Origin of the sequence: Escherichia sp. WS568 (genome assembly GCF_046486085.1) — a bacterium.
Classification (GTDB): Bacteria; Pseudomonadota; Gammaproteobacteria; order Enterobacterales; family Enterobacteriaceae; genus Escherichia; species Escherichia coli.
On sequence record NZ_JBJQMC010000007.1, the window covers coordinates 243,533 to 261,603 of the forward strand.

Annotated in this window: 17 protein-coding genes; 9 read left to right on the forward strand and 8 right to left on the reverse strand. The window is 50.4% G+C overall.

Annotated elements, in window-relative coordinates:
• The first annotated feature begins 97 nt into the window (after positions 1–97).
• Positions 98–2,089, forward strand: a complete 1,992-nt coding sequence (cirA, locus tag ACJHWR_RS10705; protein ID WP_000489281.1) for a catecholate siderophore receptor CirA — start codon at positions 98–100, stop codon at positions 2,087–2,089.
• A 31-nt stretch (positions 2,090–2,120) separates the two neighbouring features.
• On the opposite strand, the gene yeiG is transcribed toward cirA, so the two are convergent.
• Positions 2,121–2,957 (reverse strand): S-formylglutathione hydrolase, encoded by an 837-nt coding sequence (yeiG, locus tag ACJHWR_RS10710; RefSeq protein ID WP_000421369.1) that lies wholly within the window; start codon positions 2,955–2,957, stop codon positions 2,121–2,123.
• Positions 2,958–3,213: 256 nt separating this feature from the next.
• Between yeiG and folE the strand changes: the two genes are divergently transcribed.
• The 6 genes from folE (at position 3,214) to mglC (ending at position 10,123) form a co-directional block, all read left to right on the forward strand.
• Positions 3,214–3,882, forward strand: coding sequence for a GTP cyclohydrolase I FolE (gene folE, locus ACJHWR_RS10715; protein WP_001139613.1), 669 nt, complete (start codon positions 3,214–3,216; stop codon positions 3,880–3,882).
• 16 nt (positions 3,883–3,898) lie between these two features.
• Positions 3,899–5,056, forward strand: a complete 1,158-nt coding sequence (gene yeiB / locus ACJHWR_RS10720; protein WP_000440933.1) for a DUF418 domain-containing protein YeiB — start codon at positions 3,899–3,901, stop codon at positions 5,054–5,056.
• 141 nt (positions 5,057–5,197) lie between these two features.
• Positions 5,198–6,238 carry an HTH-type transcriptional regulator GalS gene (gene galS, locus ACJHWR_RS10725; protein ID WP_000628659.1) on the forward strand — a complete coding sequence of 347 codons (1,041 nt, stop codon included), beginning with the start codon at positions 5,198–5,200 and terminating at the stop codon, positions 6,236–6,238.
• 279 nt (positions 6,239–6,517) lie between these two features.
• Positions 6,518–7,516, forward strand: coding sequence for a galactose/glucose ABC transporter substrate-binding protein MglB (mglB, locus tag ACJHWR_RS10730; protein WP_001036964.1), 999 nt, complete (start codon positions 6,518–6,520; stop codon positions 7,514–7,516).
• Between the two features lie 60 nt (positions 7,517–7,576).
• Positions 7,577–9,097, forward strand: coding sequence for a galactose/methyl galactoside ABC transporter ATP-binding protein MglA (gene mglA / locus ACJHWR_RS10735; RefSeq protein WP_000255032.1), 1,521 nt, complete (start codon positions 7,577–7,579; stop codon positions 9,095–9,097).
• A 15-nt stretch (positions 9,098–9,112) separates the two neighbouring features.
• On the forward strand, positions 9,113–10,123 hold the full coding sequence (mglC, locus tag ACJHWR_RS10740) for a galactose/methyl galactoside ABC transporter permease MglC (protein WP_001275119.1): 1,011 nt from the start codon (positions 9,113–9,115) through the stop codon (positions 10,121–10,123).
• Between the two features lie 70 nt (positions 10,124–10,193).
• Here the strand turns inward: mglC and preA are convergent, their stop codons facing one another.
• The 7 genes from preA to ACJHWR_RS10775 all read right to left on the reverse strand — a co-directional run bounded on the left by preA (position 10,194) and on the right by ACJHWR_RS10775 (position 16,070).
• A complete protein-coding gene (gene preA / locus ACJHWR_RS10745; RefSeq protein WP_000956073.1) occupies positions 10,194–11,429 on the reverse strand; it encodes an NAD-dependent dihydropyrimidine dehydrogenase subunit PreA in 1,236 nt (411 codons plus the stop codon).
• Positions 11,423–12,661 carry an NAD-dependent dihydropyrimidine dehydrogenase subunit PreT gene (gene preT, locus ACJHWR_RS10750; protein ID WP_001136381.1) on the reverse strand — a complete coding sequence of 413 codons (1,239 nt, stop codon included), beginning with the start codon at positions 12,659–12,661 and terminating at the stop codon, positions 11,423–11,425. Before preT ends, preA begins: the two co-directional genes overlap by 7 nt.
• Positions 12,662–12,854: 193 nt before the next feature.
• A complete protein-coding gene (locus ACJHWR_RS10755; RefSeq protein ID WP_000383096.1) occupies positions 12,855–13,094 on the reverse strand; it encodes a DUF2542 family protein in 240 nt (79 codons plus the stop codon).
• Positions 13,095–13,096: 2 nt separating this feature from the next.
• Positions 13,097–13,816, reverse strand: coding sequence for an outer membrane permeability protein SanA (gene sanA, locus ACJHWR_RS10760; protein WP_000920064.1), 720 nt, complete (start codon positions 13,814–13,816; stop codon positions 13,097–13,099).
• Between the two features lie 149 nt (positions 13,817–13,965).
• The gene (cdd, locus tag ACJHWR_RS10765; protein WP_000553555.1) at positions 13,966–14,850 is read right to left on the reverse strand and encodes a cytidine deaminase; all 885 of its coding nucleotides are present in this window, start codon (positions 14,848–14,850) and stop codon (positions 13,966–13,968) included.
• 129 nt (positions 14,851–14,979) lie between these two features.
• Complete coding sequence (locus ACJHWR_RS10770) at positions 14,980–15,675, reverse strand: CidB/LrgB family autolysis modulator (RefSeq protein ID WP_000968208.1); 696 nt, start codon at positions 15,673–15,675, stop codon at positions 14,980–14,982.
• On the reverse strand, positions 15,672–16,070 hold the full coding sequence (locus ACJHWR_RS10775; protein ID WP_001295452.1) for a CidA/LrgA family protein: 399 nt from the start codon (positions 16,068–16,070) through the stop codon (positions 15,672–15,674). The genes ACJHWR_RS10770 and ACJHWR_RS10775 overlap by 4 nt, the downstream gene beginning before the upstream one ends.
• A gap of 238 nt (positions 16,071–16,308) precedes the next feature.
• Between ACJHWR_RS10775 and dusC the strand changes: the two genes are divergently transcribed.
• Positions 16,309–17,256, forward strand: coding sequence for a tRNA dihydrouridine(16) synthase DusC (dusC, locus tag ACJHWR_RS10780; protein WP_001264877.1), 948 nt, complete (start codon positions 16,309–16,311; stop codon positions 17,254–17,256).
• A 230-nt stretch (positions 17,257–17,486) separates the two neighbouring features.
• Positions 17,487–18,071: IS110 family transposase (locus tag ACJHWR_RS10785; protein ID WP_410224059.1), on the forward strand; the 585-nt coding region annotated here is incomplete at its 3' end.

Genomic DNA, 18,071 nt, shown 5'->3' on the forward strand with positions numbered 1-18,071 from the left:
AAATAAGTCCACCGCGATGCTGCCGTACGCAAGGGGACGTAAAGAAGATGTGAGCGATACCCATTTTATTTTCGTAGTTACCTCATGGAGATATGGAATGTTTAGGTTGAACCCTTTCGTACGGGTCGGGCTGTGTTTGTCCGCTATTTCTTGTGCATGGCCTGTGTTAGCGGTCGATGATGATGGCGAAACGATGGTTGTCACTGCATCTTCCGTTGAGCAAAACCTTAAAGATGCACCCGCCAGTATCAGCGTCATTACCCAGGAAGACCTGCAGCGAAAACCGGTACAGAATCTGAAGGATGTCCTCAAAGAAGTGCCTGGCGTACAACTGACGAACGAAGGGGATAACCGTAAGGGCGTAAGTATTCGTGGTCTGGACAGCAGCTACACCCTGATTCTTGTCGACGGTAAACGCGTTAACTCCCGCAATGCCGTCTTCCGCCACAATGATTTCGATCTGAACTGGATCCCGGTCGATTCCATCGAACGTATTGAAGTGGTCCGTGGCCCGATGTCGTCGCTGTACGGTTCCGATGCGCTCGGCGGTGTAGTGAATATCATCACCAAAAAAATCGGTCAGAAATGGTCGGGCACCGTTACCGTCGATACCACCGTTCAGGAACATCGCGATCGCGGTGATACCTATAACGGTCAGTTCTTTACCAGCGGACCATTAATTGACGGCGTGCTGGGAATGAAAGCTTACGGCAGCCTGGCAAAACGTGAAAAGGATGACCCGCAAAACTCAACGACCACCGATACCGGAGAAACGCCGCGTATTGAAGGATTCTCCAGCCGCGACGGCAATGTCGAATTTGCCTGGACACCGAATCAAAATCACGATTTTACTGCCGGATACGGTTTCGACCGTCAGGATCGTGATTCCGACTCGCTGGACAAAAACCGCCTGGAACGCCAGAACTACTCCGTCAGCCATAATGGGCGTTGGGATTACGGCACCAGCGAACTGAAATACTACGGTGAGAAAGTCGAGAACAAAAACCCTGGCTACAGCAGCCCGATAACTTCCGAAAGCAATACGGTCGACGGCAAATACACGTTGCCGCTGACGGCGATTAATCAGTTTCTCACGGTTGGCGGTGAATGGCGTCACGACAAACTTAGCGATGCGGTGAACCTGACCGGGGGAACCAGCTCCAAAACGTCTGCCAGCCAGTACGCGCTGTTTGTGGAAGATGAATGGCGGATCTTCGAGCCGCTGGCGCTGACGACCGGCGTACGTATGGACGATCATGAAACCTACGGTGAACACTGGAGTCCGCGTGCCTACCTGGTTTATAACGCCACCGACACCGTAACGGTGAAAGGGGGCTGGGCGACGGCATTTAAAGCGCCTTCTCTGTTGCAACTTAGCCCTGACTGGACGAGCAATTCCTGCCGTGGCGCATGTAAGATTGTGGGTAGCCCGGATCTGAAACCAGAAACCAGCGAAAGTTGGGAACTGGGGCTTTACTACATGGGCGAAGAAGGCTGGCTGGAAGGGGTTGAATCCAGCGTTACCGTTTTCCGTAACGATGTGAAAGATCGTATCAGCATTAGCCGTACGTCTGACGTCAACGCTGCACCGGGCTACCAAAACTTTGTCGGTTTTGAGACGGGCGCTAACGGACGGCGCATACCGGTATTTAGCTACTACAACGTTAACAAAGCTCGTATTCAGGGCGTGGAAACCGAACTGAAAATTCCGTTCAACGATGAATGGAAACTGTCGATCAACTACACCTACAACGATGGTCGTGATGTCAGCAACGGCGAAAACAAACCGCTATCCGATCTGCCGTTCCATACTGCTAACGGTACGCTGGACTGGAAACCGCTGGCGCTGGAAGACTGGTCATTCTATGTTTCTGGTCACTATACCGGGCAGAAACGCGCCGACAGCGCGACGGCTAAAACACCGGGCGGTTATACCATCTGGAATACCGGTGCGGCCTGGCAGGTGACTAAAGACGTCAAACTGCGCGCAGGCGTGCTGAACCTTGGCGACAAGGATCTCAGTCGTGACGACTACAGCTATAACGAAGACGGACGTCGTTACTTTATGGCAGTGGATTATCGCTTCTGATGAGAAGATGCCCGGCGAACCGGGCGGACTTTCACTTCAGTAAATACTGCGCATGGAAGCGCAGGTGATCCTCTATAAAAGAGGCGATGAAGTAGTAACTGTGATCATACCCCGGCTGAATACGCAGCGTCATCGGCCACGCTTTCTGGCGCGCGGCTTCTGCCAGCACTGCGGGTTGCAACTGATCGGCAAGAAACTGATCATTATCACCCTGATCGATAAGCGTCGGGATCGCATCCTGCGCGTTACTGGCATACATCAGCGCGCAACTGTCCCATTCCAGCCATGCATTTTTGTCCTCACCTAAATAGCGGCTAAACGCTTTGATTCCCCACGGGATGCTGCACGGATTCACAATCGGCGCAAAGGCGGAAACGCTGGTGTATTTGCCCGGGTTTTTCAGCGCCATAATCAGCGCACCGTGACCACCCATGGAATGACCGCTAATGGCGCAGCGGTCGCTGACATTAAATTGCGACTGAACCAGCGCCGGTAATTCATCGCGCAGATAATCATACATCCGGTAATGCGTCGCCCAAGGCGGTTGCGTGGCATTAAGATAAAAGCCTGCGCCCTGGCCTAAATCGTAGCCATCGTCGTTGGCAACCTGTTCGCCGCGCGGGCTGGTGTCTGGCATCACCAGTACAATCCCCAGTTCCGCCGCCACGCGCTGGGCACCCGCCTTGGTGGTGAAGTTCTCGTCATTGCAGGTTAATCCGGAAAGCCAGTACAGCACTGGTGGCGGGGTGTGATCACGAGGTGGTGGGAGAAAGATACTGAACGTCATCGGGCAGTTTAAGGTACTGGAGTCGTGTCGCCAGCGTTGTTGCCAGCCTTCAAAACAGAGGTGCTCTTCGAGCAATTCCATGCGTGGCTCCTTGTTGTGTTGTTTGCAATTCCTCCATCATACCGTTAATTCATTGTGTCGTGAGTAACTTTCACTTCCGTATTTACATAACCGTGTTTTAACATTACACCTTTGTAAGGCAGCGGCAATTACAACAATTATCGCGGTGAATACTGGATTATGTGTGCCGCCTCACGCACAATAATCAGGCTGCTAATCAGCTTAATAACTTTGCCCCACGCAGGGCAGAGGCGTCACACCTGCAGGAGAAAAATAAATGCCATCACTCAGTAAAGAAGCGGCCCTGGTTCATGAAGCGCTGGTTGCGCGAGGACTGGAAACACCGCTGCGCCCGCCCGTGCATGAAATGGATAACGAAACGCGCAAAAGCCTTATCGCCGGTCATATGACGGAAATCATGCAGTTGCTGAATCTCGACCTGGCTGATGACAGTTTGATGGAAACGCCGCATCGTATTGCCAAAATGTATGTCGATGAAATTTTCTCCGGTCTGGATTACGCCAATTTCCCGAAAATTACCCTTATTGAAAACAAAATGAAGGTCGATGAGATGGTTACGGTGCGCGATATCACTCTGACCAGTACCTGTGAACACCATTTTGTTACCATTGATGGCAAAGCGACGGTGGCTTATATCCCGAAAGATTCGGTGATCGGTCTGTCAAAAATTAACCGCATCGTGCAGTTCTTTGCCCAGCGTCCGCAGGTGCAGGAACGTCTGACCCAGCAAATTCTCATTGCGCTACAAACGCTGCTGGGCACCAATAACGTGGCTGTCTCTATCGACGCGGTGCATTACTGCGTGAAAGCGCGTGGCATCCGCGACGCAACCAGTGCCACAACAACGACCTCTCTTGGTGGATTGTTCAAATCCAGTCAGAATACGCGCCACGAGTTTCTGCGCGCTGTGCGTCATCACAACTGATTAAAAGGCAGGAACCATGGAGCGCAACGTCACGCTCGATTTTGTTCGCGGCGTCGCCATTCTGGGGATCCTGCTATTAAACATCAGCGCCTTTGGGCTACCAAAGGCGGCTTATCTCAATCCCGCCTGGTACGGCGCTATTACGTCGCAGGATGCATGGACCTGGGCATTTCTCGATCTCATCGGCCAGGTGAAATTCCTCACGCTTTTTGCTCTGCTGTTTGGTGCGGGCCTGCAAATGTTGCTGCCCCGTGGCAGACGCTGGATCCAGTCGCGGTTAACGCTGTTAGTCTTGCTGGGCTTTATTCACGGTTTATTGTTCTGGGACGGCGATATTCTGCTGGCTTACGGGCTGGTGGGCTTAATCTGCTGGCGGCTGGTGCGCGATGCGCCATCGGTAAAAAGCCTGTTTAATACAGGCGTCATGCTTTATCTGGTGGGGCTTGGCGTTTTGCTGTTATTGGGGCTGATTTCCGACAGCCAGACCAGCCGCGCCTGGACGCCGGATGCATCGGCTATTTTGTATGAAAAATACTGGAAGCTTCACGGCGGCGTTGAAGCGATCAGTAATCGTGCCGATGGTGTTGGCAACAGTTTACTGGCACTGGGCGCACAGTATGGCTGGCAACTGGCAGGGATGATGCTCATTGGTGCCGCATTGATGCGCAGCGGCTGGCTGAAAGGGCAGTTCAGCTTACGTCACTATCGTCGTACTGGTTTTGTGCTGGTGGCGATTGGGGTGACCATTAACCTTCCTGCCATCGCCCTGCAATGGCAGCTGGACTGGGCGTATCGCTGGTGTGCATTCTTACTTCAAATGCCGCGGGAACTGAGTGCGCCGTTTCAGGCGATTGGCTATGCGTCGCTGTTTTATGGCTTCTGGCCGCAATTAAGCCGCTTTAAGCTGGTGCTGGCAATCGCCTGTGTCGGACGGATGGCACTGACCAACTATCTATTGCAAACGCTGATTTGTACCACGCTTTTTTACCACCTCGGTTTGTTTATGCTGTTTGACCGTCTGGAATTGCTGGCGTTTGTTATTCCGGTATGGCTGGCGAATATTCTCTTCTCTGTTATCTGGCTGCGTTACTTCCGCCAGGGGCCGGTGGAATGGCTCTGGCGTCAGTTAACTTTGCGTGCAGCTGGGCCGGCAAGATCTAAAACATCAAGATAACGATCTGGATCACATTCGTTAACAAAACGGCTGTAACCGTTTCCATTGCTGTGACTCGATTCACGAAGTCCTGTATTCAGTGCTGACAAAATAGCCGCCAGCAAGCAGTCATTTACTGCAATCTCATAACAGGTAGTGAATATGATCACCATTCGTGATGTAGCGCGTCAGGCTGGCGTCTCTGTGGCAACGGTTTCCCGAGTGCTCAATAACAGCACGCTGGTCAGTGCCGACACGCGTGAAGCAGTAATGAAAGCCGTGAGTGAGCTGGATTATCGACCAAATGCCAATGCCCAGGCGCTGGCAACTCAGGTTAGCGACACCATTGGCGTGGTGGTGATGGACGTTTCTGATGCGTTTTTCGGCGCGCTGGTAAAAGCGGTGGATTTGGTCGCCCAGCAGCATCAGAAATACGTGCTAATCGGCAATAGCTATCATGAAGCGGAAAAAGAGCGTCACGCCATTGAGGTGTTAATTCGCCAGCGTTGTAATGCGTTGATTGTTCACTCAAAAGCATTGAGTGATGATGAACTGGCACAATTTATGGATAACATTCCCGGTATGGTGTTAATCAACCGCGTTGTGCCGGGGTACGCCCATCGTTGCGTTTGCCTGGATAATCTCAGCGGTGCCCGAATGGCGACGCGCATGTTGCTGAATAACGGTCATCAACGTATTGGTTATCTTTCTTCCAGCCACGGCATTGAAGATGACGCCATGCGTAAAGCAGGCTGGATGAGTGCGTTGAAAGAGCAGGATATTATTCCGCCGGAAAGCTGGATTGGCACTGGCACGCCGGACATGCCGGGCGGTGAGGCGGCGATGGTTGAACTGCTGGGGCGCAATCTACAACTTACCGCTGTATTTGCTTATAACGACAATATGGCTGCTGGCGCACTGACAGCATTAAAAGATAATGGCATTGCGATTCCGTTACATCTCTCAATCATCGGTTTCGATGATATTCCCATCGCCCGTTACACCGACCCGCAATTAACGACCGTGCGTTATCCCATTGCTTCAATGGCTAAATTAGCCACCGAACTGGCCTTGCAGGGGGCAGCAGGCAATATTGATCCTCGTGCCAGCCACTGTTTTATGCCAACGTTAGTGCGTCGTCATTCTGTCGCAACGCGCCAGAATGCGGCGGCGATCACTAACTCAACAAATCAGGCGATGTAACCGCTTTCAATCTGTGAGTGATTTCACAGTATCTTAACAATGTGATAGCTATGATTGCACCGTTTTAACGTTGTAACCCGTATGTAACAGTGAATAATCACTTTCACCGAGGTAATAGCGTCATAACAACAATTAAAGCCGTTTTCTGGAGCGTTACCGGGCATGGAAGAACGAATTTTAAAAAGTGAGCTTCGGCGTTCAGTAACACTTCATTAACTCTACTGCCCCGCCGAGCATTTATCTCAAGCACTACCCTGCATAAGAAAAACCGGAGATACCATGAATAAGAAGGTGTTAACCCTGTCTGCTGTGATGGCCAGCATGTTATTCGGTGCCGCTGCACACGCTGCTGATACTCGCATTGGTGTAACAATCTATAAGTACGACGATAACTTTATGTCTGTGGTGCGCAAGGCTATTGAGCAAGATGCGAAAGCCGCGCCAGATGTTCAGCTGCTGATGAATGATTCTCAGAATGACCAGTCCAAGCAGAACGATCAGATCGACGTATTGCTGGCGAAAGGGGTGAAGGCACTGGCAATCAACCTGGTTGACCCGGCAGCTGCGGGTACGGTGATTGAGAAAGCGCGTGGGCAAAACGTGCCGGTGGTTTTCTTCAACAAAGAACCGTCTCGTAAGGCGCTGGATAGCTACGACAAAGCCTACTACGTTGGCACTGACTCCAAAGAGTCCGGCATTATTCAGGGCGATTTGATTGCTAAACACTGGGCGGCGAATCAGGGTTGGGATCTGAACAAAGACGGTCAGATTCAGTTCGTACTGCTGAAAGGTGAGCCGGGCCATCCGGATGCAGAAGCACGTACCACTTACGTGATTAAAGAATTGAACGACAAAGGCATCAAAACTGAACAGTTACAGTTAGATACCGCTATGTGGGATACCGCTCAGGCGAAAGATAAGATGGACGCCTGGCTATCTGGCCCGAACGCCAACAAAATCGAAGTGGTTATCGCCAACAACGATGCGATGGCAATGGGCGCGGTAGAAGCACTGAAAGCACACAACAAGTCCAGCATTCCGGTGTTTGGCGTCGATGCGCTGCCAGAAGCGCTGGCGCTGGTGAAATCCGGTGCACTGGCGGGCACCGTACTGAACGATGCTAACAACCAGGCGAAAGCGACCTTTGATTTGGCGAAAAACCTGGCCGATGGCAAAGGTGCGGCTGATGGCACCAACTGGAAAATCGACAACAAAGTGGTCCGCGTACCTTATGTTGGCGTAGATAAAGACAACCTGGCTGAATTCAGCAAGAAATAAGACTGATTGGGCGCAGTCGTTTACTGCGCCCTTATTGTAGGGCCAACAAGGTAAAATTATATGGTCAGCTCAACGACTCCGTCTTCCGGGGAATACTTGTTGGAAATGAGCGGTATCAACAAGTCTTTTCCTGGTGTTAAGGCACTTGATAACGTTAATTTAAAAGTCCGGCCACATTCTATCCATGCATTAATGGGGGAAAACGGCGCAGGAAAATCAACATTATTAAAATGCCTGTTTGGTATTTATCAAAAAGACTCCGGCACCATTTTATTCCAGGGTAAAGAGATCGATTTCCATTCTGCAAAAGAAGCGCTGGAAAATGGTATTTCGATGGTACACCAGGAGTTAAACCTGGTATTACAACGTTCGGTGATGGATAACATGTGGCTGGGGCGATATCCCACCAAAGGCATGTTTGTCGATCAGGACAAAATGTACCGCGAAACCAAAGCGATTTTTGATGAACTGGATATTGATATCGATCCGCGTGCGCGCGTCGGCACATTATCCGTTTCGCAAATGCAGATGATCGAAATCGCCAAAGCGTTTTCCTATAACGCGAAAATTGTGATTATGGATGAACCGACTTCTTCGTTAACCGAAAAAGAGGTCAATCATCTGTTCACTATTATTCGTAAATTAAAAGAGCGCGGCTGCGGTATTGTTTATATCTCACATAAAATGGAAGAAATCTTCCAGTTATGTGATGAAGTTACCGTATTGCGCGACGGTCAGTGGATCGCCACCGAACCGCTGGCAGGGCTGACGATGGACAAGATCATCGCCATGATGGTTGGGCGTTCTCTTAACCAGCGTTTCCCTGACAAAGAAAACAAGCCGGGCGAAGTGATTCTGGAAGTGCGTAACCTGACGTCGCTGCGCCAGCCGTCGATCCGTGATGTCTCGTTTGATCTGCATAAAGGGGAGATTCTCGGTATAGCCGGTCTGGTGGGAGCGAAACGTACCGATATTGTTGAGACGTTATTTGGTATTCGCGAGAAATCGGCTGGCACCATTACGTTGCACGGCAAAAAGATCAATAACCATAATGCCAACGAAGCCATAAACCACGGATTTGCACTGGTAACTGAAGAGCGCCGCTCAACGGGAATTTATGCCTATCTGGATATTGGCTTTAACTCGTTAATTTCCAATATTCGCAATTACAAAAACAAAGTTGGCTTGCTGGATAATTCGCGGATGAAAAGCGATACCCAGTGGGTCATTGATTCGATGCGGGTAAAAACGCCAGGTCATCGGACGCAAATAGGTTCGCTCTCCGGTGGTAATCAGCAAAAAGTGATTATTGGTCGCTGGCTGTTAACGCAACCAGAAATATTAATGCTCGATGAACCGACGCGCGGTATTGACGTTGGGGCTAAGTTTGAGATTTATCAGTTAATTGCCGAACTGGCGAAGAAAGGCAAGGGGATTATTATTATCTCCTCTGAAATGCCTGAGTTGTTAGGGATAACAGACCGTATTCTGGTCATGAGCAATGGTCTCGTTTCCGGAATTGTCGATACAAAAACAACAACGCAAAACGAAATTCTGCGTCTTGCGTCTTTGCACCTTTAAGATTAGGGGCTTCCCATGAGTGCGTTAAATAAGAAAAGTTTTCTTACTTACCTGAAAGAAGGCGGTATTTACGTCGTTCTTTTAGTTTTGCTGGCAATTATTATTTTCCAGGACCCAACATTTTTAAGTCTGTTGAACTTAAGTAATATTCTCACCCAGTCATCGGTGCGTATTATTATCGCGCTCGGTGTGGCAGGGTTAATTGTCACCCAGGGGACCGACCTTTCTGCAGGTCGCCAGGTGGGGCTGGCGGCAGTAGTAGCGGCGACGTTGTTGCAGTCCATGGATAACGCCAACAAAGTGTTCCCGGAAATGGCGACGATGCCGATTGCGCTGGTTATTCTGATTGTCTGTGCCATTGGTGCGGTGATCGGTTTGATTAACGGCCTGATTATCGCTTATCTCAACGTGACGCCATTCATTACCACGCTCGGCACGATGATCATCGTCTATGGCATCAACTCGCTCTATTACGACTTTGTCGGGGCGTCGCCAATTTCTGGTTTTGACAGTGGCTTCTCTACCTTTGCTCAGGGCTTTGTCGCGCTGGGGAGTTTCCGTCTCTCTTACATCACCTTCTATGCGTTGATTGCGGTGGTGTTTGTCTGGGTGTTGTGGAACAAAACCCGCTTCGGTAAGAACATTTTTGCCATTGGCGGTAACCCGGAAGCGGCGAAAGTATCTGGTGTCAACGTCGGCCTGAACCTGCTGATGATCTACGCGTTGTCTGGTGTGTTCTATGCCTTCGGCGGGATGTTAGAAGCCGGACGTATCGGCTCAGCCACCAATAACCTCGGCTTTATGTATGAGCTGGATGCTATCGCGGCGTGCGTGGTAGGCGGCGTATCGTTCAGCGGCGGTGTGGGGACGGTGATTGGCGTGGTGACCGGGGTAATTATTTTTACCGTCATCAACTATGGCCTGACGTATATCGGCGTAAACCCATACTGGCAGTACATCATCAAAGGGGCGATTATTATCTTCGCCGTAGCGCTGGATTCACTGAAATACGCGCGTAAGAAATGATGTGAATGTGGGTATTGCCGGATGCGCTGCATCCGGCATTCGGTGCCAAATGCCGGATGTGACGCGGGTTCTACAACGTTACCGGGTGTTCTTTCTCGCCTTTCTTAAACTTCACTTCTCCGAGATCAATACAACCCACCGGGCAGACGTGACCACAAAGCAGACAACCCACGCATTTCTCGGTATTACAATGCGGTGTACGGGTTTTCTCGCTCCATTCCATCGCCTGGTGACCGCCGTCGTAACAGGAAATATAACAGCGTCCACAGCCAACACATTTATCGAGATTGATATGGGGATAGACAATATAACTGCGGTCTAAATCTTCCGCCGGGACAATATTGTTATTCGCCAGACCTACCATCTCCTGCAACGAATCAAATCCCTGATCGGTGAGATAATGCGACAACCCGCTCGCCATATCTTCCACTATCCGATACCCGTACTGCATAATGCCGGTGGTCACCTGCAACGTCGCTGCACCGAGCAATAAAAACTCCGCCGCATCTTCCCAGGTTTCAATACCGCCGATACCGCTGATCGGGAAATCGCGCAGCTCTGGATGGGTACGCATTTGCTGAATGAAGCGCAGGGCGATCGGTTTTACCGCTTTACCGGAATATCCGGAAATACTCGATTTACCGTTAACGATCGGCATACCGATTTTCTGATTAAGATCGATATTGGTGATGGATTTAACGGTGTTAATCGCCGCAATGCCATCTGCGCCGCCGCGCTTCGCCGCCAGCGCCACTTCGCACATATCACCGATATTCGGCGTCATCTTCGCCAGCATTGGCAGCGTGGAACCACGTTTTACTGCCCGACAATATTTTTCTACCAGCTCCGGGCTTTGCCCGACATCGCTACCCATCGCATGAGAAGTCATTTGCGGACAGGAGAAGTTACACTCGATCATATCCGCGCCAGCTTCTTGCACCAGACGCGCCAGCTCTTCCCATTGCTGCTCATTTTCGCCCATGATTGAAGCGATCAATACTTTGTCCGGGTAATCTTCTTTCAGCCGACGCAGGGCGGCCAGATTCTCTTCCAACGGATGTTCAGCAATCTGCTCCATATTTTTGAAGCCGATAAAACCGGTATCTTCTTTCACCAGATGATCAAAACGCGGCGAGACTTCGTTGGCGATAAAAAAGCCGATCGTTTTAAACACCACGCCGCCCCAGCCAGTGTCGTAGGCTTTGGCACACATCTCATAGCAGTTGCCTACCGGCGAAGAAGAGAGGCAGAACGGGTTGGGAAACTTCACGCCGCAAAAAGTAATCGAAAGATCTTTCGTTAACATGAGCAAGCTCCCTCTAAATAGTGATGAATCGCCTCGGCGGCTTCTTTCCCGGTTTTCACGGCATAGACCACGGTTTTGTCCCCCTCAACAATATCGCCAGCAGCAAAGACTTGCGGATCGCGGGTCTGGTAATTTTGTGTATTGATGGTGTTACGCTGCGGCTCTAACTCCGCAAAGGCATCCAGTCTGGCATGCTGACCGACGGCGAGAATAATTTTATCTGCCGCCATCGTCAGTTCGCCCGGTAACCGTACATGCTTAAACGTGACTTTATTGCCTTCCACGGCTACTGGCGTGAATCCATCAATGATCGAAACGCCCAGCTCCCGGGCGCTGGCAAACTCTTTTTCGCTTGCCGGAAACTCATCTAACTCTTCACGCGCTACGCAAGTTACTGCCTGACAGCCGAGAACTTTCAGCGTGCTGGCTACGTCCATCGCGACATCACCGCCGCCGATAATTAATGCGCTTTGTGGAATGCTGATATCGCCTTGCGCCTGTCGTGCACGTTGCAGGAAGTCGACGGCAATCTCAACGTCGCTATGCTCAAACAGTGGTAGCCCCGAACCGCTCGATAACCCCACGGTGACCAGTACCGCGCGGTTTTCCGCTTTCAGCTGCTCCAGGGTGAGTGTGTTACCGATTTCGTTATTGCATTTAATGGTCACGCCCATTTTTTCTATACGGGCGATTTCTGCATCCAGCACCGATTGCGGTAACCGGAATTGCGGAATGCCGTTACGCAACCAGCCACCGGGTTGTGCTTCTTTCTCATAGATCGTGACGTCATAACCCTGGTTTGTCAGCGTCACACTGGCCTGCAATCCGGCAGGACCCGCGCCAATAATGGCGACTTTGCCGAGCGTTTTAGTACCGGGCTGATAAATTTCCATCCCGGTTTGTTGTTCAAAATCAGTAACAAAACGCTGTAAGCGACCGATATCAATGGGAGTATCAACACCAGCACGTGTACAACCGCTTTGGCATAATTTCTCCGTCGGGCACACTCTGGCACAAACGGCACCGAGGGCATTATTTTCACGAATTGTCTCGGCAGCACCTTTAAAATTACGAAAATAAATTGAGCGGATAAATTTCCCTGGGTCAGTTTGCGCCGGACAAGCCTGACTACAGGGGGCGTCATGGCATAATAAACAGCGAGAGGCTTCTTTAATCGCCAGTAAAGGCGTAAAAGCCGGAGTGAGTTCATCCAGATAATTTTGTTGCGGCATGTGATCTTCCTTAATGCTATGAGTAATTAAGGCGAACGCTAAATAAATATTGCGTGCTGATATTAAGGCTATGCGCGTGGGGAAATTTAAACTGTGAAAGGATTCACAAATAGCTGCGGTTCAGAATGTTATATCCGCAGCTTATTGAGTGAAGTAATAATTATTCTCAATAATTAACAGAAAAGAGAAAATATTAACGATAGAAAATAAGATAAACAATCATGCCGATAGATAAAATTCCGAAGCCGATATATGCCACCATATAAGCGAAGAAGAGTCCGGGATTTTTTGCTCGCCAGACATACACCGGTTCCGGTGCATTTTTAACCCGTTTATCAATCGCGCCTGCGCGCCAGCCTTTCCATGCTTCGCGGAAACAAAATATCGGGATAAGGAAAAAAACGGCAACGACAAAAAACTGCTGTACATCCATAACTACTTTCCTTGTTTCTTTTGTAATTCAAGTAACTGTTCGGGTGTGACGGCGGGATACCCCTGCGCATCTTCCGGCACCTGGTGCATAGCCGGAATAGGGACCAGCGGCCCTAAAAAACGCGGTTCACGTTTAAAAATATAAAGGTCAGCCAGCGCACCGAAACGGGCGGCAAATTCGCGAATACGTACTGACAGCATATCTTTCGGTGACGGTACGGCATAACACTGAGCCTGAATCCCCATATGCAGCGCAATAAATAATGCCCGCTCACAGTGGAAACGTTGGGTGATAATAATGAAATCATTAGTATCGAAAACTTTGCGTGTACGCACGATGGAATCCAGCGTACGAAAGCCTGCGTAATCGAGAACAATATCTGATGGGTCGACACCAGCTGCGATTAAATCTTTGCGCATGGTCATCGGCTCATTATAACTTTGCAATGCGTTATCGCCGCTCAGTAATAGATAATTTACCTTACCGCTGTTATAGGCATTAATCGCTCCTTGAATGCGGTAGCGATAATACTGATTAATTACGCCAGTACGATAATATTTTGCTGTGCCGAGCACCACGCCGACCTGGCGGTAGGGGAGATCCTGCAATTCGTCGTAGATATAAGGCGCGGTTTTCCAGCTCATCCAGCGATCGAGGCCGAGCACAGTCAACAGCAGCAAGCCGATCAGGACTAACAGGCTGAGGAACACGCGCTTTAACATGCAGGAGACTCGATCTAGGGAAAATTTCCATCAGGCTACTTTACCCGCTGGTTTTGCGCAAGAAACGGCAAACTGTTTGCCGGGATTTTCGACACCAGGAGAGGGCTGGCAAGCCGGACAAGGCGTTCACGCCGCATCCGGCACCAGGCTTAAGCGAGAAGTACGCGGTCGATACTGTGACAGCCGAGAGCTTTCAGCGTTGCGGAGGTGGCATCCCACTGAATCAACGGCGCATCGGCTTTTTCTGCCAGAACCGCGCGCTGGATATCCGGGTAATCATAACCCTTGAGATTCAATAGAATTAACGCTCCCTGCAACGGTGGCAGAGTCGGGTTGAATGCGGCGTTTTCAGCGTAACTGCCGCTGAAAATACGACCGTCTTTACATTCCAGCGCGACACCGCTTGGCGACTTACTGTAAGGCATGTGCGAACGGTTTGCCGCCGCAATCGCTGCCTGAGAAAGCGCATCACCAGTCAGCGCATAGCCGTGATCCTGCTCGTCCATCAGCAGTGTTTTAATCTCCAGATCTTTCGGCCCAAAGGCATCCGGTAGATAGTCACGCAGCGCGTGTGCCTCGCGTCCCGGAAGATGAATACGCAGATCCAGACCGCTGTTCAGTTCATTCATAAACTGACGGCAGTGACCACAAGGCGTGTAGTTAACGGTGATGGCTGCAAGCGCTTTTTCACCACTCAGCCAGGCGTGGCTGATCGCGCTTTGTTCGGCATGAACGGTTTGCTGCATTGTCGCACCAATAAATTCCATATTGGCACCGAAATACCAGGTTCCGCTCACACCGCGCGCAATTGCGCCAACATTAAAATTCGACAATGGCGTACGCGCACAGGCCGCCGCCAGCGGAAGTAGTGCGAATGCCAGCGCGTCTTCGTCCAGGCCCGTTGCGCTCTTCAGCGATGAGACTTGCTCCCCGGTCAACAAAGCGGGGAAGTACTTGTCTGCCAGAATAGGTTCCAGTGCAGATTGCAAGTTATCCGCAAGTTGGGCAAAAGCGGTTTGAAAACGTGGATGCATGGCGTTGCCTCATAATCATGTAATGGGATAACAGTTTACGAACCCGTTATGGCTTTATATGTGATCTGAATCTCATTAATTATGCAACGCGTGAAACTTACATCAAAAATGCGCGACGCATCGCAAATTTTAGCCCATTACTGCCAGAATAATCGGGAAAAGGAACGGTGCGATCAGCGAAGTAATAATCCCGCATAACACCAGCGCCAGCGAACTAAATGCACCTTCCTGATAATCCAGCTCAGCACAGCGTGCCGTACCGAGGGCGTGCGAGGCTGTCCCCATCGCCAGACCGCGCGCTGCTTTGGTGCGAATACGCATCGCATTAAGTAACGTATGACCAAACACTGCGCCCAGAATACCGACGAAAATCACGCAAACTGCGCTGATTGCCGGAATACCGCCAATACTGCCGCCAACCGCCATTGCAATAGGCGTGGTGACTGATTTCGGCAGGATTGACGCGGCGATTTCCGGTGAAGCGCCCATCAACAATGCCACGGAAGTCCCCGTCACCATCGCAACCACGCTGCCGATAAAACAGATGGTGATGATCGATTTCCAGCGCGCGCGGATCTGGTGTAGCTGCTCATATAAAGGATAGGCCAGCGCAACGACCGCCGGTTGCAGCAGATCGTTTAGCACTTCGCTACCTTTAAAGTAGCTGTCGTAAGAGATGCCGGTCAGCATTAAAAAAGGAATGATCACCACCATTGCTACCAGCAACGGGTTAAGCAAGGGAAACTTATACCGTGCCGCCAGTTTGCGGGCGGCAAAAAAGACAATCAATGTCAGCGGTAATGACCACCAGATATTCGCCATCATTCTTCTGATCCTTTCTGACCTACGACTTTACGTTCACCGTGCACCAGTTGCGAACTCCAGCTCACCACCAGAAAAACCACCAGCGTACTGACTGCACAGGAAACCACTACCGGGCCAAACTGTGCGCGGAGCAAATCAAAATATTGCATGACGCCTACGCCAATCGGCACAAACAATAGCGCCATATAGCGAATCAGTACGTAGCACCCCGGATTGACCCATTTTGCCGGAAGAATTTGCAAGGCCAGCAGGACAAACAGGATCAGCATCCCGATGATGCTGCCCGGAATGGTTACCGGTAGCAGGGAAGCAATGAAAATGCCTGCATACAGGCAGGCATAAATCAGGACAAAAGCACGTAAATATTGCCAGATAATGTTCAGTGTCTTACTCATAATCAACACCCCAGATGAGATGGATTCATCATACAATTAATTCGTAAAACGTGCTACCGATCACATTAAGAAATCAGCGCTTATTTTTTCGCTCCCGGGCATTACGCAATGCGCAGCGAACTCAGGCATACATCAAGCATAGAGAGGGATTGCAGTTTGCAGCAATCCCTCTTTGCAGACCTTTAATCCGTTGACTATAGGCGCTAACATAGCGCCTCATTTTTTTGCGGGTGATGATATGCGTGTGTTACTGGCACCGATGGAGGGTGTACTCGACTCTCTGGTGCGTGAATTGCTGACCGAAGTTAACGACTACGATCTGTGCATCACCGAGTTTGTCCGCGTGGTGGATCAACTGCTGCCGGTAAAAGTCTTTCATCGCATTTGCCCTGAGCTACAAAACGCCAGCCGGACACCATCCGGTACGCTGGTGCGCGTGCAGTTGTTAGGTCAGTTCCCACAATGGCTGGCAGAGAATGCCGCCCGTGCGGTCGAGTTAGGTTCCTGGGGCGTGGATCTCAATTGCGGCTGCCCGTCGAAAACGGTTAACGGTAGCGGCGGTGGGGCGACGTTACTCAAAGATCCTGAACTCATCTATCAGGGTGCAAAAGCGATGCGCGAAGCTGTACCGGCGCATTTGCCCGTCAGCGTAAAAGTGCGTCTGGGCTGGGACAGCGGTGAGAAGAAATTTGAAATCGCCGATGCGGTTCAACAGGCTGGTGCTACAGAGCTGGTGGTGCATGGGCGGACGAAAGAGCAGGGTTACCGCGCGGAGCATATTGACTGGCAGGCGATTGGCGAGATTCGCCAGCGGCTGAATATTCCGGTGATTGCCAACGGTGAAATCTGGAACTGGCAGAGTGCGCAACAATGCATGACGATCAGCGGATGCGACGCAGTGATGATTGGTCGCGGGGCGCTCAATATTCCCAACCTGAGCCGGGTGGTAAAATATAACGAACCGCGAATGCCGTGGCCGGAGGTAGTTGCTTTGCTGCAAAAATATACCCGTCTGGAAAAGCAGGGCGATACCGGGTTATATCACGTAGCGCGGATTAAACAGTGGTTGAGTTATTTGCGTAAAGAATACGATGAAGCAACAGAATTATTTCAGCATGTTCGGATGTTGAATAATTCCCCTGATATTGCAAGGGCTATTCAGGCAATTGATATCGAGAAACTCTAAGAAACATAGTGATGTTTTTTGACAATGTGTTAGCTCTTTATCAATAGGCCGCACGGTTGTTTGGTGGCGTCAAAATCGCCGAGGCGTTCCCTGAAGGCCGGGGCAGCCCACATGGATGTGGGCTGAGGGCGCGTTTTACAGGGATAATGAGATGGACGCTCCAGATTTTACGGTATCAAAGTACCAGACTGGATCGTTGCAATACGTCCTGAAAAATTAGGAGCGTCCACATGAAAGTATCAACTCTTGGTATCGACCTGGCAAAGAACGTTTTTCAGCTTCATGGTGTCGATCATGAAGGCCATACTATTTTGCGTAAAAAGCTCACCCGGGCTAAGTTTGTTCAGTTTGTGATTCAACTGGAACCTTGTCTGATTGGCATGGAAGCCTGCTCATCCAGTCATTATTTTGCGCGATTATTCACCCGCTATGGTCATGAGGTAAAACTCATACCTCCGCAGTATGTGAAGCCTTATGTGAAAACGAACAAGACGGATGCAACAGATGCTGAAGCAATCTGCGAAGCGGTAACACGTCCGAATATGCGTTTTGTTCAGATAAAAACCGAAGAGCAGCAGGCCGTTTTAGCGTTACACACTGAACGGGGAATACTTATCCGTGAGCGGATTGCCTGTGCCAATAGTTTAAGAGCCACACTTGCTGAGTTTGGTATTACGATTGCGGCCGGACAAAACCATTTAACCCGTGAGCTGCCAGCCATTCTGGAGGATGGCGAAAATGGTTTATCTCCCTTTGTCAGAACCAGCATCTACAGACAGTCTAAACATATCCGGGAACTTGAAGAACAAGTTAAA

Bases quoted from the DNA above. Each gene is read 5' to 3' on its own strand.
- cirA (WP_000489281.1), top strand. From the start codon at position 98: ATGTTTAGGTTGAACCCTTTCGTACGGGTCGGGCTGTGTTTGTCCGCT.
- mglA (WP_000255032.1), top strand. From the start codon at position 7,577: ATGGTCAGCTCAACGACTCCGTCTTCCGGGGAATACTTGTTGGAAATG.
- yeiB (WP_000440933.1), top strand. From the start codon at position 3,899: ATGGAGCGCAACGTCACGCTCGATTTTGTTCGCGGCGTCGCCATTCTG.
- yeiG (WP_000421369.1), bottom strand. From the start codon at position 2,957: ATGGAATTGCTCGAAGAGCACCTCTGTTTTGAAGGCTGGCAACAACGC.
- ACJHWR_RS10755 (WP_000383096.1), bottom strand. From the start codon at position 13,094: ATGGATGTACAGCAGTTTTTTGTCGTTGCCGTTTTTTTCCTTATCCCG.
- preA (WP_000956073.1), bottom strand. From the start codon at position 11,429: ATGTTAACGAAAGATCTTTCGATTACTTTTTGCGGCGTGAAGTTTCCC.
- mglB (WP_001036964.1), top strand. From the start codon at position 6,518: ATGAATAAGAAGGTGTTAACCCTGTCTGCTGTGATGGCCAGCATGTTA.
- ACJHWR_RS10775 (WP_001295452.1), bottom strand. From the start codon at position 16,070: ATGAGTAAGACACTGAACATTATCTGGCAATATTTACGTGCTTTTGTC.
- mglC (WP_001275119.1), top strand. From the start codon at position 9,113: ATGAGTGCGTTAAATAAGAAAAGTTTTCTTACTTACCTGAAAGAAGGC.
- preT (WP_001136381.1), bottom strand. From the start codon at position 12,661: ATGCCGCAACAAAATTATCTGGATGAACTCACTCCGGCTTTTACGCCT.
- cdd (WP_000553555.1), bottom strand. From the start codon at position 14,850: ATGCATCCACGTTTTCAAACCGCTTTTGCCCAACTTGCGGATAACTTG.
- ACJHWR_RS10770 (WP_000968208.1), bottom strand. From the start codon at position 15,675: ATGATGGCGAATATCTGGTGGTCATTACCGCTGACATTGATTGTCTTT.
- galS (WP_000628659.1), top strand. From the start codon at position 5,198: ATGATCACCATTCGTGATGTAGCGCGTCAGGCTGGCGTCTCTGTGGCA.
- dusC (WP_001264877.1), top strand. From the start codon at position 16,309: ATGCGTGTGTTACTGGCACCGATGGAGGGTGTACTCGACTCTCTGGTG.
- sanA (WP_000920064.1), bottom strand. From the start codon at position 13,816: ATGTTAAAGCGCGTGTTCCTCAGCCTGTTAGTCCTGATCGGCTTGCTG.
- folE (WP_001139613.1), top strand. From the start codon at position 3,214: ATGCCATCACTCAGTAAAGAAGCGGCCCTGGTTCATGAAGCGCTGGTT.